Consider the following 25,791-nt stretch of genomic DNA (forward strand, 5'->3'; position numbering starts at 1 on the left):
GATCCATATGCCGCAGGTCGAGCAGCAAGGGACATACAGGCCGCCATTTGCCATTCTGCGCGGCCAATTTGTAACCTGACACGACAATAATTAGAACTGGAGACGTCCTGTGAAGACCGTGTTGTATCCGGCCATCGCGCTAATGAATCGCCTCAGCTTCGGCATGAAGTTCAGTCTGATCAGTGTTCTGTTCTTTCTGCCCATGCTGGTCACCAACTTCTATCTGGTGCGTGACTCCTACCGGCAGTTCATCAGCACCCAGGCGGCACTCGAGAGCATCGACCTGCTCGGCGAGAGCCTGACGCTGAGGCGTAACCTTGAAGACTTTGTCGATCTTATCGAAATCAACGCGATGATCGGTCAGTCCGGTCAGGCGGGCGACCTGGAAACGCGCCTTAGCAAACTGCAGCAGGACATTTCCAGCGAGCTGCAAGGCCTGGCGGCGGTAGTGCGTGAAACCGAACAGATCGATGAGTTCAACAGCAAGCGCGATGAGCTGATCGCCGAACTGGCAGCGGTGCAGAGTGAGACGTCCCTGCACGGCAAGATTGCCCTGGCCGAGAAGCTGCTGGGTTCCTCCCAGGTGTTTATCAAACTGGTGGCCAGCCAGGCCGGCCTGAGCCAGGACCGTGAAGGTGCCGTGCGCCAGATGGTCGAGCTGATCATCGTCGACACACCGAAGGTCACTGCAGCCCTCAGTGAGGGCCGTGCCATTGGCTCCTACTCGCTTGCGCAAGGCTTTCTGAACTCCTCGGCCAGCACAGCTTTTGACGAACTGTTGCTGGAGCTGGAGAAGCTGCACGCCGAGTACGGACTGAACCTGCAAGCCTCGCTCAACAGCAGCGCTCAGGCCCGTAGCAGCCTGGCTACCCCGGCAGCCAGCAGCCTGGAAACCCTGAAAACCATCGCCGTGGTCTTTGAAGATCAGGTGGTGGTGGCCGACTCCCTGGATACGCCGTGGGCGCAGTTCTACAACGATGTCAGCGCGGCGATGGAGCAGACCTACCAGCTCAACAGCGCGGTGCTGGTGTTCCTCGACAAGCAGCTGGAGCAGCGTCTGGAAGAAAACCGTACGCAGATGGTGTTGCTGGTGGTGGCGCTGGTGGTGGTGTTCCTGCTGATCGTCTACCTCTACGGCGGCTTCTACGTGTCGATTCGCACCACCCTGAAGAAACTCGGTCAGGTGATGAACCAGGTTGCCGCAGGCGACATGACCGTCAGCTTCAAGGCGCAGAGCCAGGATGAGCTGGGCGAGCTGGGCCAGGTGTTCAATGAGACGGTGAGCAAGATCCATGAGTTGATCGAGCGCGTCGGACAGACCGTGGTCGAGGTCGAGCGTCAGGCCGAGCGTGTGCAGCTGGTTTCCGGTGAAAGCAATCAGGCGGTTACCGGTCAGCGCGGGCAGATTGACCAGGTGGCGACGGCGATGAATCAGATGTCGGCCACTGCTCAGGAAGTTGCCAGCAGCGCCGCAGCCGCCGTAGGCAGCGCGCAGAGCGTAAATGACGAGACGGTGACTGGCCGCGCGCTGGTCGAATCGCAGGTGGGCAGCATTCAGCGTCTGGCCGGAGAGATCGACCAGTCGGTGGCGGTGATCAACAAGCTGGCCAGCGACAGTGCTTCGATCAGCCAGGTGCTGGACGTGATCAAGGGCATTGCCGAACAGACCAACCTGCTGGCGCTCAACGCGGCCATTGAAGCGGCGCGTGCCGGTGAGCAGGGCCGTGGTTTTGCCGTGGTGGCCGACGAGGTGCGCAATCTGGCCAAGCGTACGCAGCAGTCCACCGAAGAAATCGAGTCGATGATCGCCAAGCTGCAAAGCGGTGTTGGCGCAGCGGTCAAGGCGATGAGCACCAGCCACCAGATGGCCGATAACACGGTGAACGAGTCGGCCAAGGTGCAACTGGCGCTGGAGAACATCCTGGGGGCGGTGGGCATGATTGTCGACCAGAACCAGCAGATTGCTACGGCCGCCGAAGAGCAGACTGCTGTGGCGCAGGATATCGATCAGAACATCGTGCAGATCAGCCAGGCCGGTGAGCGCACCGCAGACGGCGCAAGCCAGACCGAGCAGGCCAGCCTTGAACTGTCCGGGTTGGTGGCGCGCTTGAAGCAACTGATTAGCGCCTTCCGCGTCTGATCGCGGTCACTCTCTGAACAAAGCCCGCTATCTTGGCGGGCTTTGTGCTTTCCGCACTGTCGGTTGCCAGCAATGGGGGCCGGGGCGTAGTGGTTCGCTCCCAGGATTGCATTCGGGCTAAGAGGCGTCAGTATCCCAGCCAAACAACTCGGCTGCGTTGCGGCTGCTGGCGCGGGCCAGTTCATCCGCGCTGATGCCGCGCAGCTCGGCCAGGGCGGTGCAGATGTCTGGCAGGTATTCCGGGCTGTTGCGCTGATTGGCGTGCATCGCCGGGGCCATGTCGGGTGAGTCGGTTTCCAGCACGATGGCGTCCAGCGGCAGCTGCGCCACCACCTTGCGCAGCCGCAGCGCCTGCGGCCAGGTCGGTGCGCCACCGAGGCCGAGTTTGAAACCGAGCTTGAGGTATTCGCGGGCTTCTTCGGTGCTGCCGGCAAAGGCGTGGATAATTCCACCGCGTTTGGGTTTGTAGCGCTTGAGGGTGGCGATAGTCGCGGCATGGGCGCGGCGTACATGCAGCAGGGCGGGCAGCTCGAATGCTATGGCCAGTTTGAGTTGCGCCTCGAACAGCTGTTGTTGCCGCTCGCGATCCAGTTGCTCAAGAAAATAGTCCAGACCGAATTCGCCCACGGCGCAGAGCTTGCGGTGGCCGGCGCAGCGAGTCAGCCAGTCACGCAGTTCGCTCAGGTGTTCTGACTGGTGTTCATCCAGGTACACCGGGTGCATGCCGAACGCCGCATAGAGACCGTCGTCGCTTTGCACCAGGTCCCACACCCGCTGCCAGTTGGCCTGATGCACACCCAGCACCACCAAGCGCTCGACGCCCTGATCACGGCAGCGGGTCAGCAGCTCGCTGCGATCGGCATCGAAGTCGGGGAAGTCCAGGTGGGTGTGGGTGTCGATTAGGTGCATGGGCTGAGCATCGACGATTTGTGGTGGTTGCGCCAGTTGGCAAGGACAGCAATCTGTAGGAGCCAGCTTGCTGGCGATCAAGGTTTTTGCTTTACAGCCATATCGAATCCCACAGCGGGTAGTCGCCAATGCGTTTGACTAGTTCGGCGCGAAGCGGGTTGGCGACGATATAACGCGCCACGCTTTGCAAGTCTTCTTCCCGGCGCAGCGCCCGGTCATGGAAGCCTCTCTGCCACAGCTTGCCGTTGTGCTCGGCGCTGGCTTTGTTGATGGCGATGGCGCTGCGAGATTTGATGCGTTGCATCAGTGCTTGCACAGGTGTGTTGCCAAGTTCGTCCAGCCAGTGAAAATGATCAGGCATAACGACCCAAACCAGTGACGTTACAAGCTTTAACTCATGTGCCTGGCGCATTTCATTAATCAGCAGGCGTGCGAGTAGCCAGTCGTTGAATACCGGTGTTCGCTCGTGGGTCGTGGTAGCCAGCAGATAAGCCCGGCCAGGCTCAGAGAAGCGGACTGTTCGCAGGGTGTGGCCACGGTGGGCGAAGAGGCTGGAATCCATTCCAGAGGCTCCAGAAACTTGCTTTATGTAGGAGCCAGCTTGCTGGCGATCTGGTCTTGCATAAACGCTGATCGCCAGCAAGCTGGCTCCTACACAGGGTAGTGCAACCCTTTAGTGATGCTCGCGTGTCGCGCGGAACTTGATGTCTGGCCAGCGCTCTTCCATCAGGCTCAGGTTGACTCGGGTCGGGGCCAGGTAGGTGAGGTGGCCGCCGCCATCCAGGGCGAGGTTTTCCACCGCCTTGTTGGAAAACTCCTCAAGCTTCTTCTTGTCGCTGCACTCAATCCAGCGCGCTGACCACACGGTGATGGGCTCGTAGGCGCACTCAACCTTGTATTCCTCTTTCAGGCGGCTGGCGACCACGTCGAACTGCAGCACACCGACGGCGCCGAGAACGATGTCGTTGCTGCGCTCGGGGAAGAACACCTGGGTCGCGCCTTCTTCGGCCAGCTGCTGCAAGCCTTGGCGCAGCTGTTTGGACTTCAGTGGGTCTTTCAGGCGTACGCGGCGGAACAGCTCCGGGGCGAAGTGAGGAATACCGGTAAAGCCCAGCGCTTCACCCTCGGTAAAGGTGTCGCCGATCTGAATGGTGCCGTGGTTGTGCAGGCCGATGATGTCGCCGGCAAAGGCCTCGACCAGCATTTCCCGCTCGCTGGAGAAGAAGGTCAACGCGTCGCCGATGCGCACGTCCTTGCCGGTGCGCACATGGCGCATCTTCATGCCTTGGCTGTACTTGCCCGAGCAGATGCGCATAAAGGCGATGCGGTCGCGGTGCTTGGGGTCCATGTTCGCCTGGATCTTGAACACGAAGCCGCTGAACTTCTCTTCAACCGGCTCCACCGTGCGCTCATGGGCGACGCGAGCCAGCGGGCGCGGGGCCCAGTCGACCACGGCGTCGAGTACATGGTCGACACCGAAGTTGCCCAGCGCGGTGCCGAAGAATACCGGGGTCAGCTGCCCGTTCATGAATTCGTCCTGGTCGAATTCATGGCAGGCACCCTGCACCAACTCAAGCTGCTCGAGGAAGCGCTCGTACTCATCACCCAGGTGGGCGCGGGCCTCATCCGAGTCGAGTTTTTCGATGATCTTGGTTTCGGTGCGCTCGTGGCCGTGGCCCGGGGTGTAGACGATGATGTAGTCGCCGGCCAGGTGGTAGACGCCCTTGAAGTCCTTGTAGCAGCCAATCGGCCAGGTGATCGGCGCGGCCTTGATTTTCAGTACCGCCTCGATCTCGTCGAGCAGTTCGATCGGGTCGCGGATATCACGGTCGAGTTTGTTGACGAAACTGACAATCGGCGTGTCGCGCAGGCGGCACACGTCCATCAGGGCGATGGTGCGTGGCTCAACGCCCTTACCGCCGTCGAGCACCATCAGCGCGCTGTCCACTGCGGTCAGTGTGCGGTAGGTGTCTTCCGAGAAGTCTTCGTGGCCGGGGGTGTCGAGCAGGTTGATCATGTGCTCGCGGTAGGGGAACTGCATCACCGAGGTGGTGATGGAGATGCCGCGCTGCTTCTCCATTTCCATCCAGTCGGACGTCGCATGACGGTCGGACTTGCGCGACTTCACCGTACCGGCCACGGCAATCGCCTTGCCCATCAGCAGCAGCTTCTCGGTAATGGTGGTTTTACCGGCGTCGGGGTGAGAGATGATCGCGAATGTACGGCGTTTGCCGACTTCGGTGGCCTGGATGGTCATTGTGCGGGAACCCGTCGACTGAATAGTCGGTCTGTCAAAAAAGGCGGCGATTATAACGGTAAACGTCAGCGCGCGCGGCGACCTGTAGTCAGGGGCGAAAACCGCGAGTTTTTAACGCGTTGTGCAGCATTTCATAACGTTTTGTTTTGAATATAAAACGTTCAATCAATAAGGCGACAAAGATGAGCAAAAGCACGGCATTTTTGATTGATCTCAGCCCCCCATGGCCCTAAAGTTCGCGCCCGAACGTCCATGCTGGCAACGATCCATCCGGCTCAAGTACTGACGACGAGAGGTTGCTCCGATGCGGGTAATCCTCGGCGACATGCCTTGGGAAGTAGGCGAACCAAAGTGGGGAAACTGATCAGACGTTCTGCCTGTGCGGGTTAGCCGCCAGGTCTCCCTGAATGGTGGGTGAGTGGCGCTAATGCCGGCTCATCTGCTGAATGCGTTTTAACTGGTTCTGCCAACTGGAGTCCGAGCATGTCGATCAAGGTCGAAGACTATTACGCACCCGCTACTTTTCAGCGCATGAAAGCCTTCGCTGATACCCAGGAAACCCCCTTTGTGCTGATCGATACCTCGATCATCAGCCAGGCCTACGACGACCTGCGCGCCGGGTTCGAGTTCGCCAAGGTGTACTACGCGGTCAAGGCCAACCCGGCGGTGGAAATCATCGACCTGCTCAAGGAAAAGGGTTCCAGCTTCGACATCGCCTCAATTTACGAGCTGGACAAGGTGCTCAGCCGTGGCGTGACGCCTGACCGCATCAGCTACGGCAACACCATCAAGAAATCCAAGGACATCCGCTACTTCTTCGAGAAGGGCGTGCGCCTGTTTGCCACCGACTCGGAAGCCGACCTGCGCAATATCGCCAAGGCTGCGCCGGGCGCGAAAGTCTATGTGCGCATCCTCACCGAAGGCTCGACCACCGCTGACTGGCCGTTGTCGCGCAAGTTTGGCTGCCAGACCGACATGGCCATGGATCTGCTGATCCTTGCCCGTGATCTGGGTCTGGTGCCGTACGGCATTTCCTTCCACGTGGGCAGCCAGCAGCGCGACATCTCGGTATGGGATGCGGCGATTGCCAAGGTCAAGGTGATCTTCGAGCGTCTGAAAGAGGAAGACGGTATTGAGCTGAAGTTGATCAACATGGGCGGCGGCTTCCCAGCCAACTACATCACCCGCACCAACAGCCTGGAAACCTACGCCGAGGAAATCATCCGCTTCCTCAAGGAAGACTTCGGCGATGACCTGCCGGAAATCATTCTGGAGCCGGGCCGTTCGCTGATCGCCAATGCCGGCATTCTGGTCAGCGAAGTGGTGCTGGTCGCGCGCAAGTCGCGCACCGCCGTGGAGCGTTGGGTGTATGTGGACGTGGGCAAGTTCAGCGGTCTGATCGAAACCATGGACGAGTCGATCAAGTTCCCGATCTGGACCGAGAAGAAGGGTGAAGTGGAAGAGGTGGTGATCGCCGGCCCGACTTGCGACAGCGCCGACATCATGTACGAGAACTACAAGTACGGCCTGCCGCTCAACCTGTCGATCGGTGATCGCCTGTACTGGCTGTCCACCGGTGCCTACACCACCAGCTACAGCGCGGTGGAATTCAATGGCTTCCCGCCGCTGAAGTCGTTCTACCTGTAACGCGTCGGCCTCGCGCTGGGCAAAAAGGCACGGGCTGATCCCGTGCCTTTTTTGTGCCCGCAACATTTTTCCCGCGCCTTAGATGCCAGCCAATACGCCGGCTTCAGTTGCTATTACTTGCGCTAGAGCCTTTGCGTCGTTCCGCTTGCGCTAGCCCGGCCCATGCTCGGCGGGGCAGGCTGACAATTTTGTTACAAAGGAGTTTCTGTAAACGAGATGTAAAGATTGATTGAGAGTGCTTACTAATTAGAATCGCGTCAGTTTTTTAAGCCTGAGCGATTCTCATGAACAACTACGATAAAAAGCGCAGAAATCTCCCTCAACGCCGCCTGTTGGCCAGTGCCATTGGCTTTGCCATTGCTTCGTGCGCCAGCCACAGCATTGCCGCCGAAGCCGAGAAGACGCCGGTCGAGCTGGGCAGCGTTACGGTCAAAGGCCAGCAGGATGCCGGCTATAAGGTCGACAAGGCCTCCTCGCCGAAGCAGACCGCGCCACTGCTGGATACGCCGCAAACCTTCAGCGTGATCCCGGAAGCGCTGTTCAAGGAGCAGGGCGCACGCAACCTGACTGACGTGCTGAGCAACACGCCAGGTATCAGCTTCAATGCTGGTGAGAACGGCTTTGCCAGCGGCACCAACAATTTCAGCCTGCGTGGTTTCGACACCAGCGGCAGCATCTTTATCGACGGTGCGCGCGACAACGGCAGCTACACCCGCGACGTGTTCAACGTCGAGTCGGTTGAAGTGGCCAAGGGCCCGGCCGCCGATAACGGCCGTGGCGGTGCCGGCGGTTATATCAACCTGGTGACCAAGACCCCGACCCTGGAAGAATTTATCGGCGGCGGTATCAGCTACGCCTTCGACCAGTACGACTCCGAAGCGCGCAAGCGCATGACCCTGGATACCAACCAGGTGATCAACGACAGCACCGCCGCGCGCCTCAACCTGCTGCTGGAAGACAGCGGCGTGGCCGGCCGCGAGCACGCGGAGAACAACAGCTGGGGCATCGCGCCGTCGGTGGCATTTGGCCTGGGCACTGATACTCGGGCGATTTTCGCCTATGAGCATGTGCAGATGAACGATCGTCCGGACTGGGGCGTGTCCGGTTCCTCGGTCAAGGGGCTCAAGGCTGTCTATGATCCGTCGCTGTCGTCGGTGGATCGCGACAAGTTCTATGGCCTCAAATCCGATTATGACGACACCACCAGTGATTCCTTCCTGGCACGTCTCGAGCACGATTTGTCCACTGGCCTGACCCTGAGTAACCAGACGCGCTGGGCGCGGGTTGACCGTGATGCGCGTTACACCGTGCCATTCCAGTTCCTGGGCGGTGATCAGCTGCGTACCGATACGCAGTTCTATGATCGGGTCAACACCAGCCTGTCCAACCAGACCAACCTGTCTGCGCAGTTCGCTACTGGTAGCCTGCAGCACAACCTGGCGACTGGTCTGGAGCTGACTCGTGAGAAATCCGAAGGCGCGACCTACGCTGCGATCAATCCGGGCAATGCGAATATCTTTGATCCGGATTACAACCGTGCGGGACCGGCCGCCGAGCGTGCTGCCGAGCGCAATGAGGTGACAGTCGATACGGTGGCTCTGTACCTGTACGACACCATCGAGCTGAACAAGCAGTGGCAAGTCACCGGCGGCCTGCGCCTGGAGAACTACCAGGTCGATATCAGCAGCAAGACCGTTGCCGGCGCACCTGTAGGCCCGGATGGCTACGATGACACCGAGTTCACCGTGGCCGGCAAGCTGGGCCTGGTGTACAAGCCGGTGGAGTACGGCAGCATCTACGCCGCTTATGGCCGCTCGGTGCAGCCAGCGGGTTCTTTCCTGTCGAACGCTGACATTTCCCGCGTCGCGGGTCAGGCCATGCCAGGGCTGGTAGATGGCGCCGGTCCGGTCAAGGCCGACAGCTACGAGCTGGGTACCAAATGGGACTTCTTCGACAAGCGCCTCTCGACGGCTGCTGCGCTGTTCTACACCGTGAAAAAGGACGTGCCGATTACCGGGCGTGATGTCGGCCAGCCTGCGCCGGCCACCCTCAAGGGTTACGGCAAGCAGATCGTCAAAGGTCTGGAGCTAAGTGCCGCAGGCAAAATTACTGACGACTGGAATGTGTTTGCCGGCATCGTCTTTATGGACAGCGAGCGCAAGCACAGCGCCTATTTGGACGAGGTGCGCAAACGCGCCAATGCCGGTGACTACGGTGCTGTAGAGCGTACCAGTGGTGATGAACTGGCCTTTACCCCGCGTGTGTCGGGTAGCCTGTGGACCACTTATCGTCTGCCGGTTGGTGTGACCATCGGGGCGGGTGCCAAGCACGTGGGTTCGTCTTACCTGGGCCGTCCGGATGATGCCGAGCGCATTATTCCCAACGGCGCAGTGGGCAAGCTGCCGAGCTACACCACCTTTAATGCGATGGCGTCCTACGCGGTCAATCCAAACCTGGATGTGCGGGTCAACCTGGATAACCTGACCGATGAGGAATACGCCGTTTCCACCAACTGGAATGGTCGTCGCGCCATGCTTGGTGATCCACGTACCCTGACCCTGAGCACCGACTTCCGCTTCTAAGTTGCTCAGGCCGTAAAACGCGCCCCGGATGCCTTGGTATCCGGGGCGTTTTTATTGGTTCTACAGCATCCTCGTGGAGGATTTATTGGGCTGGATCAACTGTCCTGGTGTGCGGCGCTGTCATAGTGCGCCTCAGCTATTTAGAATCATTTGCAACTGTTTGGAGGCGGGCGCTCAGGGCGACCGGTGAGGAGAGCGAATCATGATGTTGAGCATTGCCGATGTGCTGACGCCTGAGCAGGTGCGTGAGTGCCGTCAGGCGTTTGAACAGGCCAGCTGGCAGGATGGTCGGCTGACTGCCGGGCATCAGGCGGTGAAGGCCAAGGCCAATCAGCAACTGGCCCAGGATGATCCGCTGGTGGTGCAGATTGGCGACTTTATCGTGCAGCGCCTGGGCAACCATCCGCAGTTTGTTTCGGCCGCCTTGCCGCTGAAGGTATTGCCGCCGCGCTTCAACCGCTATACCGGCGGCGGCACCTACGGCAACCATATCGATAACGCGATTTTCAGCGTGCCGGGCACGCCGCATCGGGTGCGCAGTGATCTGTCGGCCACGCTGTTCTTCAGTGATCCGGACGAGTACGACGGCGGCGAGCTGGTGGTCGAAGACAGTTACGGCAGCCACCGCGTCAAGCTGCCGGCCGGGCATCTGGTGCTATACCCCGGCAGCAGTTTGCATCGGGTTGAGCCGGTGACTCGGGGTACACGCTATGCGGCGTTTTTCTGGATTCAGAGCCTGGTGCGTGATGACACTCAGCGCAGTCTGTTGCTGGAGCTGGACCGGGCAGTGCAGGCACTGACCCTGGAAGTGCCGGAGAGTGCCGAACTGGCGCGCTTGACCGGGGTTTATCACAACCTGCTGCGCCAATGGGCCAACACATGACCGACCTGCCATTGCCGACACTGACGCAGATCCCGCCAAGCGTCGCCGCTGTGGCGGATTATGAGCCCCTGGCCCGCGAGCGTATGAGCGCCCAGGCCTGGGCCTATATCGCCGGTGGTGCGGCCGATGAACTGACCCTGGCGGAGAATCAGGCGGCGTTTCAGCGCATTCGCCTGCGCACGCGGGTGCTGGCTGACCTCAGCGGGGGTAATACCCATCTGCAGTTGTTCGGCCAGGCATTCGCTCACCCGATTTTCCTCGCGCCGGTGGCCTATCAGCAGTTGGCGCATGCCGACGGTGAACTGGCCACGGTGCTGGCGGCCTCGGCGGTACAGGCCGGTATGGTGCTGAGCACCCAGGCCAGCGTATCGCTTGAGGCGGTGGCCGAGCAGGCGCACAACCCGTTGTGGTTCCAGCTGTATATCCAACCGGATCGGGCTTTTACCGCGGCGCTGGTCAGGCGCGCCGAAGCGGCGGGTTATAAGGCGCTGGTGCTGACGGTGGATGCGCCGGTCAACGGCGTGCGCAACCGTGAACAGCGCGCCGGTTTCTTTCTGCCTGAGGGCGTTGAGGCGGTCAATCTGCGTGGCATGCAGCCGCTGCGCGAGAGTGCGCCGCCCAGCGGTGGCTTGTTGCTCGGTGGTGCGTTAATGGCGGCAGCGCCTGGTTGGGCGGATGTGCAGTGGCTGCGTTCACTGACGCGCCTGCCGATCCTGCTCAAGGGCGTGATGACTGCCGAAGATGCGCAGCGCGCGGTAGCCGAAGGCGTCGACGGCATCATTGTCTCCAACCATGGCGGGCGAACGCTGGACGGCCAGCCGGCGACCATCGAAGTGCTGGCGGATATCGCCGCCGCAGTGCAAGGGCGCTTGCCACTGCTGCTCGATGGCGGTATCCGTCGCGGTACGGACGTATTCAAGGCGCTGGCCCTGGGTGCGGATGCTGTATTGGTTGGGCGGCCTTACGTGTATGGCCTGGCTGCGGCGGGGGCGAGTGGTGTGGCGCATGTGGTGCAGTTGCTGCGCGCCGAGCTGGAAGTGGCCATGGCGCTGACCGGGTGTCGTGATCTGGCCAGTATTGGTACGGCGAGCCTGATGTAGAAAAAGGAAGACGTAGGGAACTTATTTCAAATAAAAGTGTAAATTCGTATTGCTTGGTAATCATTATCAAATAGAATCACGCCTCGTTTTTATCTGGGGGTGGTTCTCATGGGTATGGGTAAACAAGTCGGCAACCTGCCGCAGCGTCGTCTTCTGGCTACGGCCATCGGTCTGGCTGTAGCGTCCTGGGCGGGTGCCGGCATGGCAGCCGAGCAAGTGCCGCAAAAGGCCAAGACACCGGTCGAACTGGGTAGCGTAACGGTCAAGGGCCAGCAGGCCGAAGGCTACAAGACCGAAACCTCGTCTTCCGCCAAGTACGCGGTGCCGCTGCTCGATACCCCGCAGACCATCACCGTGGTGCCACAGGCGCTGCTCAAAGAGCAGAAAGCCCTGAGCATGAAAGAAGTGCTGGCCAACGTCTCTGGTATCACCTTTAACGCCGGTGAGGGCGGTGGTGGTTCAGGCGACAGCATCAATATCCGTGGCTTCAGTGCCAACGCCAACATGCAGATCGACGGCCTGCGTGACAGCTCGCAGAACAACCGTACCGACACCTTCAATATCGAGGTCGTTGAGGTCATAAAAGGCCCCAACTCGGTCTTTGGCGGCTCCGGTACCACCGGCGGCAGCATCAACCAGGTCAGCAAGCAGCCACGTCAGCGTGACTTCACCGAAATCGGTGCCAGCCTGGGTACCGACAACTACCACCGCCTGACCCTGGACACCAACCAGACCCTGGAAGGCGTGGGCACCGGCAGTGCCGTGCGCCTCAATCTGATGGCCCATGAGAATGATGTTCCGGGTCGTGACTATGTCGACCGTCAGCGCTGGGGTATTGCACCGTCGCTGCTGCTGGGTCTGAGCGAATCGACTCGCCTGACCCTCAGCTATCTGCATCAAAACGATGACAACCTGCCTGATTACGGTGTGCCGGCTTTCGACGGCAAGCGCCTGGCTGGTGTTGACCGTGAAGGTTTCTTCGGCTGGAAGAACATCGACAAGGAAGAAATTCAGACCGACGCCTTTACGGTCAAATTCGAACACGACTTCAACGACAACCTGCGCTTGCAGAACCTCAGCCGTTACAGCCAGGTCAAGCGTGATACGGTCATTTCGGCCTCTCACGTCAACCTGGCCGTCGCCCCGGCTGGGCAATACCGGCCTGCCGGTCCGCAGGGCTATGGCCGTGATGTGACCAGCGAGATGTGGATCAACCAGACCAACCTGACTGCGTATTTCGACACCTTCGGCCTGGGCCACACCCTGGTGACCGGCGTTGAGGTTTCGCGTGAGGATTACCACCGCAACACTTACAGCTATGGTTTGAATTTTGCCGGCCGCAGCTTCGATCTGGGTAACCCGCCAGGTTATTACACCGGGCCGATCAACAAGGCTCGCTCCGCTGAAACCAGCACCCAGCTGGATAACGAAGCGATTTATGTCTTCGACACCCTGGCCCTGAACGAGCAGTGGGACCTGAGCCTGGGCCTGCGTTATGACTGGATCAAAGGTGAATCGAAGAACGTCGCGCTGCCAGCTGGTACCGTGACGCGCCTGGATTCGCGTGACAAGGAGCTCAGCGGGCGTGCCGGTGTAGTGTACAAACCCGCCGAAAATGGCCGCATCTACCTGGCTTACGGCACCTCCTTCAACCCCGCAGCGGAGAACCTGGCGTCTTCCGGTGCGCTGAATGCTGCTGCCGCTGAACTGGCCCCGGAAGAGAACGAAACCTGGGAGCTAGGCACCAAGTGGGAGCTGCTCAATAACCGCCTGCAACTGGATGCTGCGCTGTTCCGTGTCGAGAAGACCAACGCCCGTGAAACCATGGCCGATGGCTCGACCCAGCTGGCAGGTGAGCAGCGTGTACAAGGCGTTGAATTTGGTGTGACCGGTCGGATTACCGAACAGTGGAACGTCTACGCCAACTACACCTTCCTCGACAGCGAAACCCTCAAGGCCGCAGACACTGCTGCTGGTATCGCCCGTGAAGGTCAGGCGCTGGGCAACACCCCGCCGCGCTCGTTCAACCTGTGGAGCACCTACGAGCTGCCAGCCGGCTGGCGCGTAGGTTATGGTGCGCGTTATGCCAGCGAGCGTAACGTGACTTCCAGCGACAACGCCAAGCTGGATGCCTACTGGGTGCACAACGCTATGGTCGGCTACAAGGTCACCGATGAGCTTGATCTGCAGTTGAACATGAACAACCTGTTCGACAAGGAGTATGTGCAAAGCGTGCGGCAGAACGTGGGGCTGAATACCCGCTCTTCGGCGATCGAGTACGGCGATGCACGTTCGGCGGTGCTCTCGGCGACTTACAGCTTCTAAGCCTGTCAGGGTCGCTACCGCCAGATTGGGTTGGCCGGTAGCAACCATCCGCTGACGCGAAACCCCGGCCACTGCCTGCAGTGGCCGGGGTTTTGTTTTATGCGGCTATTCAATGGCTGCGCGGGAGTTGGCAGGCTGACGGTGATACATCGTTAGAATCAAGTGAACGTATCGCGGCACGTGTCTACACGGCAGAGCGTGCTGTTGGCCCCAGCATCGGCTGCGCGTCGTGGTGCCAGCCGTTGTGCTGTGTATCCCAGAGGTGGTTTGCTCGCACGCGCTTATTGCGCTGGCGCGTGTGGTCTTGTCAGTCGAGCAGTGTGCTGTCAGTACAGATCGCGGCGGTAGCGGCCGCTCTGACTCAGCTGTTCCAGCTGCTCATCACCCAGCAGTTGGCGCAGGCAAGCGTCGACATCGCGGCCCATGCCATCGAGGCTGCCGCACAGGTAAATGGCTGCGCCGTCAGCCAGCCAGGCGTGCAGGGTACTGGCGGCGTCGCGCAGGGCGTCCTGCACATAGCGTTGCGGGTTGCCGTCGCGCGAATAGGTGAGGTCGAGGCGTGCGAGGTGACCGCTGTGCTGCCAGGCGCGTAGCTCGTCGATTAGCAGGGCGTCGTGGGCGGCGTGGCGTTCGCCAAACAGCAGCCAGTTGCGTGAGTGTGGATTGGCTGCGCGCTCCTGCAGGTGCGCGCGCAGGCCGGCGAGGCCGCTGCCGCTGCCGATCAGAATCAGTGGTGTTGCGGCGTCCGGGCCATGAAAGCCGGGGTTGCGGCGGATGCGCAGATCGATCTGGCTGCCCGCTTCGGCATGCTGGCACAGCCAGCCGGAGCCCAGTCCAGGGCTGCCATCAGCCTGGTGCTGCAGGCGTACCAACAGGTCGAGGCTGCCACTGCTGCGGCATGAGGCAATTGAATATTCGCGGTGTGGCAGGGGCGTCAGTGTGGCAAGCCACTGCGCGATGTCGCCGTCATCCGGCCGGCTTGTCGGCAGATGGCGATGGCTCAAGGCATCGCTCAGCAGCTGGCCATCCGTTAAGCGCTGCTGCGAATCAAGGCCGAGTTGCTGCAGGCAGGCATTGATGCGCTGCGGGGCATGCCGTGGGCCGACTTCGACAATATCGCCGGCGCGCCACTCGACGTCCTCGCTGCTGCTCAGGCGCAGTTGGAAGATCGGGGCGCCGATGCTGTCAGGGTTGAGGCAGTGGCGCTGCGTCAGTTGCCAGGGGCGATAGTGCACGGGCTGCCAGTCGACAAAGTCGCTGTTGCCGCTGAGGTGGCCAAGCTGTTGCTGCCAGTGGCGCAGGGTACCGGCATCGAGGTTGTCGACGCACAGCAGGTCGAACAGCGGCTGCGCCTTGAGCGCGTGCAGGCGCTGCTGCAGGCGTTGGCCGAAGGCGCAGAACTGCGGGTAGCTGCTGTCGCCCAGGGCCAGGATGGCGAAGTGCAGTTGCGGCAGCGGTTGTTGAGCATGCAGGGCACGCTCAAAGCGTACGGCGTTATCGGGTGCTTCGCCGTCACCGTAGGTGCTGACTATCAGCAGCAGGCGCTCAAGCGTTGCCAGCTGTGTGCTGTCCAGTTGGTTGAGTGCGATACAACGCGCCGGTGTGCCGCTGGCGAGCAGTTGCGCGTAGCTGCGTTCGGCCAGGTGCTGCGCCTGTCCGCCCTGGCTGGCGTAGGCAATCAGCAGTTCGCCGGCCTGGCCGGAGGGAATACGGCGCTGTGGCCAGCAGTAGTGCAGGCACAGGGCGAGATAGGTGAGGCTGATCAGCCCCGCGCTGAGTTCGCGCGCAGGTTGCAGCCAGAACAACAGACCGGTCAGCAGCAGGCAGGTCGGCAAGGGCCAGTGGCGCAGGGCGTGAAGTCGTGGGGCGGTGATCAAGTCGAGTCGTCAGCTAAGCAGTGGGAGGCGCTGTCGCCGGGCGGCGACAGCGTTCGGGCTGGCATCAGGGTGCCAGCACTTCCAGGGTCGCGCTGTAAGAGGCGCGGCGCTCGGTGGCAGGTGCAGTGACGCCGTCCTTGCTGCTCAGCTCGGCTTCCAGCCAGTACATGCCGGCGTTCGGCCAGGTGATGCTGATCTTGCCGGTGGCGTCGCTGGTGGTTTTGATCTCGCCCAGATCGTCGCGGTAACGGTTGCCACCGGGGATCACGCTGACCTCAACGCCAGCGGCCGGCTTGCCATCGAGCAGCAGGGTGAATTCCGCGGCTTCACCGGCGAACAGGTCGTTGGGGTGGGTGATCGGTGCCAGCTCAAGGCCAACACCGGTGGTTTTCAGCACCGTAGTGGTCGGGTTACCAGAGGTGACGAAGACTTCCATGCGGCTGTTGTTCTGCGCCACTTTCAGCTCGGCGGCGCCTGCCGGTACCTGCTTGGCGAAGTCTTCGGCCTTGCCCATCCAGCGCTTGTGTTCCTGGCCTTCTTTCCAGCTGGCGAACAGGCCACTGTTGGCGATGGCCAGTTTGTAGGTGCCTTTCTGGGTCAGGTGCAGGTCGAAGGTGCTGCGGTAACGGCCGATGCTGCCGTTCTCGGCTTTGGCGGCGCTGCCATCCGGAGCGAACAGTTGCAGCACGGCGGCCGGGCGCGGGCGCATGCCGGGTGGGCCGCCAGCGGGTGCGTTGTCGAGGTTGCCGATGCCCTGAATACGCAGCGGGAAATGCTCGAAGTAGAACAGGTCATTGGACACGGCGGCGTCGACGGTGACCCACGGATCTTCACCGGACAGGACGGTGGCCGAAGGCAGCATCCAGGCGCGGTGGGCCTGGGCGGACAGCGGCAGGCAGATGGCCAGGGTCAGGGCGGTCCATTTTACGAGTGGGTGCATGGCAGTCTTCCTTAATGGCAGTGATGCAAGGGGCTGAGGTTCAAGGCGTCAGTTGCAGGGTGATCTGGCCCAGCTCGCTGCTGCCCTGAACGCTCTGGTTGGCGGCTTGCTTGGGTGGCCAGGTGAACGGCAGGCGTAGCAGTTCGCGGCCGCCCACTTCACGGGCGGCTTCCACTACCACACGGTATTCACCGGCGGGTAATTGCTTGAAAGGCGCATCGGCGCTGCTGAAGCTCAGGCTCTGTTTGCCCACTGCGCGGGTGGCGCCGCTGATGCCGTCAACCGGCATCTCCAGGCTGCGGCCGCTGCGGCGCCACCACTGGCGCAGGTCTTTGAGCCACTTTTCGCCTTCCTTGTCCTTGAGCTTCTGGTCGTACCACACCGCCAGGTTGGCGACATGCTTCTGGTCCGGTTGCTCCAGCCAGATGGCCACGTAGGGGCGATGGTATTCGGCCACCTGCAGGCGCGGGATTTCCACCTCCAGCTGCACGTCGGCAGCCAGCACCGGGGTGCTCAACAGGGCGCACAGGGGCAACAGCAAGCGTTTTGGCATAACGATGTCCTTAGTGAATAAACAGCAAAGCCAGCAGAACAGGGAGCACCAGGCCCAGGCCGAGCATCGGCCAGGTGCTGGGGCGGTTGCCGGCATAGCGTTGCAACAACAGCAGGCCGCTGAGGCTGAACACCACGCAGAGCACGGCAAATACGTCGATAAACCAGGCCCACGCGGTGCCGGTATTGCGGCCCTTGTGCAGGTCATTCAGGTAGGCGATCCAGCCACGGTCGGTGGACTCGAACTCCAGGGCGCCGGATTCGATATCCAGGCTCAGCCAGGCATCGCCACCGGGGCGCGGCAAGCCGATATACAACTCGCCATCCGACCATTCGGCGTCACGGCCATTCAGGCGAATCGCCAGCTCGGCCTCCAGCCACTGACGCAGCTCCAGCGGCAGACCCTGGCTGGGTTGTTTGTCTTGCAGCGCGGTCTGCAGCGCCTCGGGCAGTTGCGCCTGATGATTGATCACCCGGGGTTTTGCTTCGATCTGCGTGGCATGGTTCAGGGTGACGCCGGTCACGGCAAACAACAGCATGCCGGCCAGGCACAGCGCCGAGCTGATCCAGTGCCATTGGCGCAGGGTGCCGAGCCAGAAGGATTGAGGCATAGCCAAGTCTTGTCAGTGGGTTTAGGGTTCAGGGTGGCGATTCTAGTGAATTTTTAATGCTAAGCATGATTATTTACAAACAATATACATTCCTATTGATGTGTGGTGATCTCTTCGTACCTGGACACAGCCGTGGCTGGGCATGCTTGGGCGGGCTTCCCGTCGCTGCAATGCGCCACTAAGCTGGTGGGCATGAAAAGAATCCTGCTGAACTGCGACATGGGTGAAAGCTTCGGCGTGTGGCGCATGGGCGATGACGTGCATGCCATGCCGCTGATTGATCAGGCCAACCTGGCGTGTGGCTTTCATGCTTCCGATCCTTTGACCATGCAGCGCACCGTCGTCCTGGCGGTAGAGCATGGGGTGAGCATTGGCGCGCACCCGGCCTATCCGGATTTGCTTGGCTTCGGCCGTCGGCATATCGCCTGCTCGCCAGAAGAGGTCACCGCGCTGGTGCTCTATCAGCTTGGCGCGCTGGAGGCTTTCTGCCGCGCGGCTGGCACCCAGCTGGCCTATGTCAAACCGCACGGTGCGTTGTACAACGACCTGGTGCGTGATGATGCGCTGTTCAACGCGGTGCTTGAAGCGTGCGCCAGCTACCGCAAGGGCTTGCCGCTGATGGTGCTGGCGCTGGCCGACAACAGCCGCGAGCTGCGCCTGGCCGATGCTGCGGATGTGCCGTTGATGTTCGAGGCCTTTGCTGACCGCGCCTATCTGGCCGACGGGCAGTTGGCTCCCCGGCGTTTGAGCGGTGCGGTGCACCATGATCCGCAGCGCATTTTTCAGCAGGCCCTGGCGATTGCCCAAGGCGAGTCGTTTGCCGATATCGATGGCAAGCCGCTGCAGTTGCGGGCTGACAGCCTCTGCGTGCATGGCGATAACGCCGATTCGCTGGCCGTGCTGCGGCGTTTGCGGGCCAGCCTGGACGCCCTATGATCCGCTTCGAACCGGCCGGTGCCGAAGCGCTGCTGCTGGTGCTGGCCGAGCAGCCAGATGCGCAGCTGCCGCAGCGGATCGCCCTGCTGGTCGAGCGTATCCGTGGCGAGTTGGGTGAGGTGCTGACGGATCTGGTGCCGGGCTGGACCAGCCTGCTGTTGCACTACGACCTGCTGCGTACCGATCACCTGGAGCTGGCCGAGCGACTCAAGCCGCTGCTGGAGCGCTGGCTGGCCGAGCCCTCTGTCGCCCAGACCGGGCGGCTGCATGAAATCCCCATTTGCTACAACGGTGAAGACCTCGCCGAGGTCGCGCGTCTGTGCCGGCTGAGTAGCGCCCAGGTGATCGAACTGCATGCGGCGAGCGAGTACCGCGTCGGCGCGATTGGCTTTGCCCCAGGTTTTGCCTACCTCGGTGAGCTGGATGCACGCCTGACCTTGCCGCGCCGCGCCACCCCGCGCATTGCCGTACCGGCCGGTAGCCTGGCGATTGCCGAGCGGCAAACGGCGATCTACCCGCACAGCTCCCCTGGCGGCTGGCACCTGATTGGCCGTTGCCCCTGGCCGCTGTTCGACGCCGCGCGCACGCCGCCCTGTCCGCTGGCGTTGGGTGATCGGGTGCGTTTTCGCAGCATCGATGAACGCGACTTTATCCGCGAAGGCGGTCAGCTATGAGCGGCCTGCGGGTGCTCAAGCCAGGGCCGCAAAGCCTGTTGCAGGATGCTGGGCGGCGCGGCTGGCAGCATCTGGGTGTATCGCCGGCCGGGCCGCAGGATTGGCATGGCGCGGCCTGGGCCAATCATCTGCTGAACAATCCCTGGGGCACGCCGCTGCTGGAAATCGCCCTGGGCGGTGTCGAGTTGCAGGCCGAGGTCGACACCTGGGTGGCGGTGTGCGGCGCGCAGGTGCCGCTGAGTGTGGATGATCAGCCGCAACCGTTGTGGACGCGCCTGCCATTGCGCAAAGGCCAGCAGTTGCGCCTGGGCTTTGCCCGCAGTGGTCAGCGAGCCTACCTGGCAGTGGCGGGCGGTTTTGTCGCCGAGCCGCTGCTGGGCAGCGTTAGCGTGCAGCTGCGCGAAGGGCTGGGACGGACTGTGCAGGCGGGTGATCTGCTGGCCTGCCGGCCCGCACATTTCACTCATGTTGCCAGCGTGCCCTGGCCTTATCTGCCGGATTACCGCTGCAAACCCTTGCTGCGGGTGATTACCGGCGGCGATGCGGCGAGTTTCGAGGAAGACCAGTTGCAGGGCTTTTTCGCCCAGACCTGGCAGCTCAGCCCGCACTCCGACCGCATGGGCGCGCGACTGCTTGGCGAGGCCATGCAGCCGCCTGTGCGGCAATGGTCATTGGGCGTTGCTCGTGGGGCGATTCAGGTGCCGCCGGATGGTCAGCCGATCATCCTCCAGGCCGACCACCAGAGCATGGGCGGTTACCCGCTGCTCGGCTGGTTGCACCCGCTCGATCAGGGCCGCCTGGCGCAATGCCCGGCGCACCATCCGCTGCGTTTCACCCCGGTGAGCATTGGCGACGCGCAGGCTGAGCTGCGCGAGTTCTACCGATTTTTTCGTCGTTAAAGCGTTTTAGCCATACGGCTGGCCATCAGCGCCCAGGCAAATAGACCCAGGCAGATAATCAGCATGGGCCAACCACGCCACTGCAGATAAGGCGTGAGTCCCTGCATCGGTTGTACCTGGCCATAGAGCACTGCCTGTTCGAATTGCGGCAGTTGCGTGGTGATCTGGCCTTGCGGGTCGATCAGCGCGGTGACGCCGTTGTTGGTGGCGCGGATCATCCAGCGTCCAGCTTCCAGGGCGCGCATCTGCGCCATCTGCAGGTGTTGCAGCGGGCCGATGGAGCGGCCGAACCAGGTGTCGTTGCTGATGGTCAGCAGCAGGTCGCTCTGTGCGGCCAGGCTGGCAGCGAATTCGGGGTAGACCACTTCGTAGCAAATCAACGAGGCCAATGCGTGGCCCTTGGCTTGCAGCAGACCCTGGTCGGCCGAGCCACGGGCGAAGTCGGACATTGGCAGGTCAAAGAAGGCGATCAACCCGCGCAGCAGGTCCTGCAGTGGCACGTACTCACCAAAGGGCACCAGCTTCTGCTTGAGGTAGTCGCCGCTGCCCTGGCCGACCACGCTGATGCCGTTGTAGTAACGCGGTTCGCCGCGCTCGTTGCTCTGACGAATCGGCACGCCAGTGATCAGTGCGGCATTGCGCTCGTTGGCGAAGCGATTGATCACGCCCAGGTATCCCTGGGCGCGATCCTTCAGCACCGGAATGGCGGTTTCCGGCCAGATGATCAGGTCGGTTGGCTTGGCACTGAAGGTCATGTCGCGGTACAGCGCGAGCTGCGCATTGAGCTGCTCGGGGTCCCACTTCAGGTTCTGTTCGATATTGCCCTGCATGGCGGCCACGCTCAGCGGCGCGCCTTGCGGCTGGGTCCAGGCGTGACCCTTGAGAGCGAGGCCGGCGATCCACGGTGCAATTAACAGCACCACGCCGATGGCGAGAAACGCCTTGCGCGCGCGCAGTTGCGCCAGATTCACCAGCAGCGCGGCGCTCAGGGCCAAGGCAAAGGACAGCAGCCATACACCGCCAACTGGCGCCAGCCCGGCCAGCGGACCATCCAGCTGGCTGTAGCCGGCGTAGAGCCAGGGAAAACCGGTGAGAAACCAGCTACGGAAGGCCTCTTGAGCCAGCCACAGCGCCGCGAAGGCCAGGGCGTCGGCCAGCGGCGCTTCGACCCGGCGCAGCCAGCGCGTCCAGACCCAGGCGCTGAGGGCGAACAGCAGACCGAGCCCGCCGACAAACAGCAATGTCAGAAACACCGCCAGCGGCGGCGAGGCGGCGCCGTAATCGTGGATGCTCACATACACCCAGCTGGTGCCCGCAGCGAACAGGCCAAAACCGTAGCTCCAGCCGCGCAGAGCGGCCTGGCGTGGCGTCAGATCACGCAGGCCGAGGTAGAACAGGGCGATGGACAAGAGCGCTAGCGGCCACAGGTCATAAGGTGCCAGCGCCAAGGGGGTGATGGCCCCCGCGACAAGCGCGATCAGGGTGCCGGGCCAGCCAGGTCGAGTTATCCAGTGCATTGCATGCAGGTCCTTGGATTGCGGTGGCGCAAGGGTAAAGCGCGCGAGCAGGCGGGGGAAGTGTTGCCCGCCGGCCACCATTGCCGGTGGCCGGCTGCAGATCAGTTATTGATCGGCGTCAGGCGCAGCAGATGAATGCGCCGGCTGTCGGCGTTGAGCACGCGGAAGCGGAACTCGCCGATCTCGGTGACTTCATTGCGCTTGGGCAGGTGGCCGAAGGCGCTCATCACCAGGCCGCCGACGGTGTCGAATTCATCGTCGGAGAATGTGGTGTCGAAGGCTTCGTTGAAGCTGTCGATCGGCGTCAGTGCCTTGACCAGGAAATCGCCGGAGGGCAGCGGTTTGACGTAGCTGTCCTCTTCCACGTCGTGTTCGTCTTCGATGTCACCGACGATCTGCTCAAGCACATCTTCAATGGTCACCAGGCCGGCAACGCCGCCGTACTCATCGATGACCACGGCCATGTGATTGTGGTTGGCGCGAAATTCACGCAGCAGCACGTTGAGGCGCTTGGACTCGGGCACGAAGGTGGCCGGGCGCAGCAGATCCTTGATATTGAAGTTGGGCTGTTCGCCCGAGAGGATCAGTGGCAGCAGGTCCTTGGCCAGCAGGATGCCGACCACATCGTCGAGGCTTTCGCCCACCACCGGGTAGCGTGAGTGCGCCGCTTCAATGATCGCCGGCAGGAATTCCTTGGGCGACTGATTGGCCTTGATGCTCATCATCTGTGAGCGCGGCACCATAATGTCGCGTACCTGCAGGTCGGCGACCTGAATTGCACCTTCAACGATGGCCAGTGCTTCGCTGTCGAGCAGCTTGTTCTGGTGCGCTTCGCGCAGCACTTCCAGCAGTTCTTTGCGGTTCTTCGGCTCATGAGCAAAAGCCTGGGTCAGTCGGTTGAACCAGGACTTCTGCTCGTTGCTCGATCGATCTTCGCTCATGGTGGTTACTCAGGAACCTTCTGTTGTGTCTGTGGGGGGCAAATAATTATTCGTGGTCGGCGTAAGGGTCGGGATGCCCCAGCTCAGCCAGCAATTCGCGTTCCAACGCTTCCATCTCTTCGGCTTCTTCATCCTCGATATGGTCGTAGCCGAGCAGGTGCAGGCAGCCGTGGATCACCAGGTGCGCCCAGTGCGCTTCACTGGTTTTCGCCTGTTCCTGGGCTTCGCGCTCAACCACTGGCACGCAGATCACCAGGTCGCCGAGCAACGGGATGTCCAGCAGTTCATCCGGCACATCGGCAGGGAAGGATAGTACGTTGGTGGCGTAATCTTTATGACGCCAGGTGTGATTGAGCTCGCGCCCCTCGGCTTCGTCGACCAGGCGGATGGTCAGCTCCGAATCGGCCGTGCGCTGGCGCAGGGCGATCTCGCACCAGGTGCGAAACTGCGCCTCGCTCGGTAGGGTCGCGGCGTCGCTGGCGATCTGCAGGTCAAGCTCAAGCATTGCGCTCATCCTGCTCGTCATCCAGCTTGCCGTGCATGCGGTTGTCGTAGCGCTCGTAGGCTTCGACAATGCGCTGCACAAGCGGGTGGCGCACCACGTCCTTGGGCTTGAAGTGGGTAAAGCTGATGCCCGGGACGTCACGCAGCACGTCGATGACGTGGGTCAGGCCGCTTTTGGTGCCGCGCGGCAGGTCGACCTGGGTGATGTCACCGGTGATCACCGCTGTCGAGCCGAAGCCGATACGGGTGAGGAACATCTTCATCTGTTCCAGGGTGGTGTTCTGGCTTTCGTCGAGGATGATAAAGCTGTTGTTCAGCGTGCGGCCGCGCATGTAAGCCAGCGGCGCGACTTCGATCACCTGTTTCTCGATCAGCTTGGCCACCTGCTCGAAGCCGAGCATCTCGTACAGTGCGTCGTACAGCGGGCGCAGGTACGGGTCGATCTTCTGCGACAGGTCACCAGGCAGGAAACCGAGCTTTTCACCTGCTTCCACCGCTGGGCGCACCAGCAGGATGCGGCGAATCTGCTCGCGCTCCAGAGCGTCTACGGCAGCGGCTACGGCGAGATAGGTTTTACCGGTGCCGGCCGGGCCGATGCCGAAGTTGATGTCGTGGTCGAGGATGGCTTTGACGTAGCGCTGCTGATTGGCGCCGCGTGGGCGAATCATGCCCTTGCGGGTGCGCAGGGCGACGCTGGCTTCGACGGTCGGATTGCTCAGCTCCTCGATACCGGATTCCTGCAGGAACAGGTGCACCAGGTCGGGCGACAGTTCGGTGCTTTGGGTTTCGCGGTAGAGACGGCGCAGCAGTTGCTCGGCGGCGCGGGTCTGGCCGGCGGTGCCGACCAGTTCGAACTGGTTGCCACGGTTGCGCAACTCGATGCCCAGGCGCTGTTCGATCAGGCGCAGGTGTTCATCAAATTGGCCGCACAGGTTGGCGAAGCGGCGGGCCTCAAAGGGTTCAAGGATAAAGCGGAGCGGTTCTATGGGCGCGTTCAAGGTCGTGTGATGGCCGCCAGTCGGCTGGGGTAGTGAACTGAAGAATAGCGCCAGCGGCCGCGAGGGGGAAGCTCGGGCCGCTGCACCTTTAGTTGCAGACGGTTTCGCTGATCAGCGTGCCGCGCAGTGAGTTGGGCATGGCTTCGTCGATATGGATGTCGGCGAACTGGCCAATCAGGCGTGGATTGTCACAGCGGAAGTTGACCACGCGGTTGCTCTCGGTGCGGCCCTGGAGCATGCCGGGGTCCTTCTTCGAGTAGTCGCTGACCAGAATGCGCTGCACGGTGCCGACCATGCGCCGGCTGTTTTCGAAACCCTGCTGGCTGATGCGGTGTTGCAGCAACGCCAGGCGCTGCTTTTTCAGTTCCAGCGGGGTGTCGTCGGGCAGATCAGCCGCCGGGGTGCCGGGGCGCGCGCTGTAGACGAAGGAGTAGCAGAAGTCGAAGCCGACGTCTTCGACCAGTTTCAGGGTCTGCTCGAAATCCTTCTCGGTTTCACCAGGGAAGCCGACGATAAAGTCCGAGCTGATCAGAATGTCCGGCACGGCGGCTTTCAGCTTGCGGATACGCGACTTGTATTCCAGCGCGGTGTGGTTGCGCTTCATCGCCGCGAGAATTCGGTCGGAGCCCGATTGCACTGGCAGGTGCAGGTATTTCACCAGCTCCGGGATATCGGCGTGAGCCTGGATCAGCGCGTCGGAAAACTCCAGCGGGTGGCTGGTGGTGTAGCGGATGCGGTCGATGCCATCGATGGCGGCCACGGCATACAGCAGCTCGGCGAAGTCGGCGATCTGCCCATTGGTGGTCGCGCCGCGGTAGCCGTTGACGTTCTGCCCAAGCAGGGTGACCTCGCGCACGCCGTGTTCGGCCAGGTGGATGATTTCACTGAGCACATCGGCCATCGGCCGGCTGACTTCTTCGCCACGGGTGTAGGGCACCACGCAGAAGGTGCAGTACTTGCTGCAGCCTTCCATCACCGACACGTAGGCGCTGGGGCCATCGACACGCGGCTCGGGCAGACGGTCGAATTTCTCGATCTCGGGGAAGCTGATATCCACCTGGGCGGTCTTGGTGCTGCGCGCGGCGTCGATCATTTCCGGCAGGCGGTGCAGGGTCTGCGGGCCGAAGACCACGTCGACGTAGGGCGCGCGGTCACGAATCGCCGCGCCTTCCTGGCTGGCCACGCAGCCGCCGACACCGATCACCAGATCCGGGTTGGCCAGCTTCAGCTCACGCCAGCGGCCAAGCTGCGAGAACACCTTGTCCTGGGCTTTTTCGCGGATCGAACAGGTGTTGAGCAGGATGATGTCAGCGTCTGCCGCCTGCTCGGTGACTTCCAGGGCTTGATGTTCACCCAGCAGGTCGATCATGCGCGAGCTGTCGTACTCGTTCATCTGGCAACCGTGGGTTTCGATATAAAGCTTCTTGGTCATGCGCGCTCAACAAGGGGATTTGAATAACCGCGCATTATAGGGGGCGAAGGCGTGGCTTCCTAGCATT

At 61.7% G+C, this 25,791-nt stretch carries 21 protein-coding genes and 1 pseudogene; 10 read left to right on the forward strand and 12 right to left on the reverse strand.

Annotated elements, in window-relative coordinates; translation table 11 throughout:
* Positions 1-1,078: 1,078 nt before the first annotated feature.
* Together ACOCLD_RS06320 and ACOCLD_RS06325 are read left to right on the forward strand one after the other, a co-directional pair.
* A pseudogene (locus tag ACOCLD_RS06320) lies at positions 1,079-1,282 on the forward strand (HAMP domain-containing protein); the annotation flags it as partial.
* A gap of 153 nt (positions 1,283-1,435) precedes the next feature.
* Positions 1,436-2,140, forward strand: coding sequence for a methyl-accepting chemotaxis protein (locus tag ACOCLD_RS06325; RefSeq protein WP_422911765.1), 705 nt, complete (start codon positions 1,436-1,438; stop codon positions 2,138-2,140).
* 117 nt (positions 2,141-2,257) lie between these two features.
* Here the strand turns inward: ACOCLD_RS06325 and ACOCLD_RS06330 are convergent, their stop codons facing one another.
* The 3 genes from ACOCLD_RS06330 to ACOCLD_RS06340 all read right to left on the reverse strand — a co-directional run bounded on the left by ACOCLD_RS06330 (position 2,258) and on the right by ACOCLD_RS06340 (position 5,306).
* Positions 2,258-3,049 (reverse strand): TatD family hydrolase, encoded by a 792-nt coding sequence (locus tag ACOCLD_RS06330; protein WP_422911265.1) that lies wholly within the window; start codon positions 3,047-3,049, stop codon positions 2,258-2,260.
* A gap of 91 nt (positions 3,050-3,140) precedes the next feature.
* Positions 3,141-3,611 carry an REP-associated tyrosine transposase gene (locus tag ACOCLD_RS06335; RefSeq protein ID WP_422911766.1) on the reverse strand — a complete coding sequence of 157 codons (471 nt, stop codon included), beginning with the start codon at positions 3,609-3,611 and terminating at the stop codon, positions 3,141-3,143.
* Between the two features lie 111 nt (positions 3,612-3,722).
* Positions 3,723-5,306, reverse strand: a complete 1,584-nt coding sequence (locus ACOCLD_RS06340; RefSeq protein ID WP_233683694.1) for a peptide chain release factor 3 — start codon at positions 5,304-5,306, stop codon at positions 3,723-3,725.
* A 483-nt stretch (positions 5,307-5,789) separates the two neighbouring features.
* Between ACOCLD_RS06340 and ACOCLD_RS06345 the strand changes: the two genes are divergently transcribed.
* From ACOCLD_RS06345 to ACOCLD_RS06365, 5 genes are all read left to right on the forward strand, one after another.
* On the forward strand, positions 5,790-6,953 hold the full coding sequence (locus tag ACOCLD_RS06345; RefSeq protein WP_233683695.1) for a type III PLP-dependent enzyme: 1,164 nt from the start codon (positions 5,790-5,792) through the stop codon (positions 6,951-6,953).
* 284 nt (positions 6,954-7,237) lie between these two features.
* Positions 7,238-9,535, forward strand: a complete 2,298-nt coding sequence (locus tag ACOCLD_RS06350) for a TonB-dependent receptor (RefSeq protein ID WP_422911266.1) — start codon at positions 7,238-7,240, stop codon at positions 9,533-9,535.
* A 202-nt stretch (positions 9,536-9,737) separates the two neighbouring features.
* Complete coding sequence (locus tag ACOCLD_RS06355) at positions 9,738-10,418, forward strand: Fe2+-dependent dioxygenase (protein ID WP_257777053.1); 681 nt, start codon at positions 9,738-9,740, stop codon at positions 10,416-10,418.
* Positions 10,415-11,518 (forward strand): alpha-hydroxy acid oxidase, encoded by a 1,104-nt coding sequence (locus ACOCLD_RS06360; protein WP_422911267.1) that lies wholly within the window; start codon positions 10,415-10,417, stop codon positions 11,516-11,518. The genes ACOCLD_RS06355 and ACOCLD_RS06360 overlap by 4 nt, the downstream gene beginning before the upstream one ends.
* A gap of 114 nt (positions 11,519-11,632) precedes the next feature.
* A complete protein-coding gene (locus ACOCLD_RS06365; RefSeq protein ID WP_422911767.1) occupies positions 11,633-13,843 on the forward strand; it encodes a TonB-dependent receptor in 2,211 nt (736 codons plus the stop codon).
* Between the two features lie 326 nt (positions 13,844-14,169).
* Here ACOCLD_RS06365 and ACOCLD_RS06370 read toward each other — a convergent pair whose 3' ends face one another.
* From ACOCLD_RS06370 to ACOCLD_RS06385, 4 genes are all read right to left on the reverse strand, one after another.
* A complete protein-coding gene (locus ACOCLD_RS06370) occupies positions 14,170-15,720 on the reverse strand; it encodes a sulfite reductase subunit alpha (protein ID WP_422911268.1) in 1,551 nt (516 codons plus the stop codon).
* 64 nt (positions 15,721-15,784) lie between these two features.
* Complete coding sequence (locus tag ACOCLD_RS06375; RefSeq protein WP_422911269.1) at positions 15,785-16,660, reverse strand: DUF4198 domain-containing protein; 876 nt, start codon at positions 16,658-16,660, stop codon at positions 15,785-15,787.
* 40 nt (positions 16,661-16,700) lie between these two features.
* Entirely contained in the window at positions 16,701-17,213 is a 513-nt protein-coding gene (locus tag ACOCLD_RS06380) for a DUF2271 domain-containing protein (RefSeq protein ID WP_422911270.1), read from the reverse strand.
* A gap of 10 nt (positions 17,214-17,223) precedes the next feature.
* Positions 17,224-17,823, reverse strand: coding sequence for a PepSY-associated TM helix domain-containing protein (locus ACOCLD_RS06385; protein ID WP_422911271.1), 600 nt, complete (start codon positions 17,821-17,823; stop codon positions 17,224-17,226).
* Between the two features lie 192 nt (positions 17,824-18,015).
* Here ACOCLD_RS06385 and ACOCLD_RS06390 point away from each other — a divergent pair, with 192 nt between their 5' ends.
* The 3 genes from ACOCLD_RS06390 to ACOCLD_RS06400 are packed head-to-tail and all read left to right on the forward strand — an operon-like array spanning position 18,016 to position 20,332.
* Positions 18,016-18,759 carry a 5-oxoprolinase subunit PxpA gene (locus ACOCLD_RS06390; protein WP_422911272.1) on the forward strand — a complete coding sequence of 248 codons (744 nt, stop codon included), beginning with the start codon at positions 18,016-18,018 and terminating at the stop codon, positions 18,757-18,759.
* The gene (gene pxpB / locus ACOCLD_RS06395) at positions 18,756-19,433 is read left to right on the forward strand and encodes a 5-oxoprolinase subunit PxpB (RefSeq protein ID WP_422911273.1); all 678 of its coding nucleotides are present in this window, start codon (positions 18,756-18,758) and stop codon (positions 19,431-19,433) included. The genes ACOCLD_RS06390 and pxpB overlap by 4 nt, the downstream gene beginning before the upstream one ends.
* Positions 19,430-20,332: a biotin-dependent carboxyltransferase family protein gene (locus ACOCLD_RS06400; protein WP_422911274.1), complete on the forward strand. Its 903-nt coding sequence runs from the start codon at positions 19,430-19,432 to the stop codon at positions 20,330-20,332. Before pxpB ends, ACOCLD_RS06400 begins: the two co-directional genes overlap by 4 nt.
* Here the strand turns inward: ACOCLD_RS06400 and lnt are convergent.
* The 5 genes from lnt to miaB form a co-directional block, all read right to left on the reverse strand.
* Positions 20,329-21,849, reverse strand: coding sequence for an apolipoprotein N-acyltransferase (gene lnt / locus ACOCLD_RS06405; protein WP_422911275.1), 1,521 nt, complete (start codon positions 21,847-21,849; stop codon positions 20,329-20,331). The two genes, ACOCLD_RS06400 and lnt, sit on opposite strands and share 4 nt — an antisense overlap.
* Before the next feature lie 101 nt (positions 21,850-21,950).
* Complete coding sequence (locus tag ACOCLD_RS06410; protein ID WP_233683707.1) at positions 21,951-22,790, reverse strand: HlyC/CorC family transporter; 840 nt, start codon at positions 22,788-22,790, stop codon at positions 21,951-21,953.
* 46 nt (positions 22,791-22,836) lie between these two features.
* Positions 22,837-23,295 carry an rRNA maturation RNase YbeY gene (gene ybeY / locus ACOCLD_RS06415; RefSeq protein ID WP_422911276.1) on the reverse strand — a complete coding sequence of 153 codons (459 nt, stop codon included), beginning with the start codon at positions 23,293-23,295 and terminating at the stop codon, positions 22,837-22,839.
* Positions 23,288-24,292 (reverse strand): PhoH family protein, encoded by a 1,005-nt coding sequence (locus ACOCLD_RS06420; RefSeq protein WP_233683709.1) that lies wholly within the window; start codon positions 24,290-24,292, stop codon positions 23,288-23,290. Before ACOCLD_RS06420 ends, ybeY begins: the two co-directional genes overlap by 8 nt.
* Before the next feature lie 88 nt (positions 24,293-24,380).
* Positions 24,381-25,724 (reverse strand): tRNA (N6-isopentenyl adenosine(37)-C2)-methylthiotransferase MiaB, encoded by a 1,344-nt coding sequence (miaB, locus tag ACOCLD_RS06425; RefSeq protein WP_422911277.1) that lies wholly within the window; start codon positions 25,722-25,724, stop codon positions 24,381-24,383.
* Positions 25,725-25,791: the final 67 nt, after the last annotated feature.

The organism is Pseudomonas cimarronensis, from assembly GCF_049331905.1.
In the GTDB taxonomy this organism is placed as follows: domain Bacteria; phylum Pseudomonadota; class Gammaproteobacteria; order Pseudomonadales; family Pseudomonadaceae; genus Aquipseudomonas.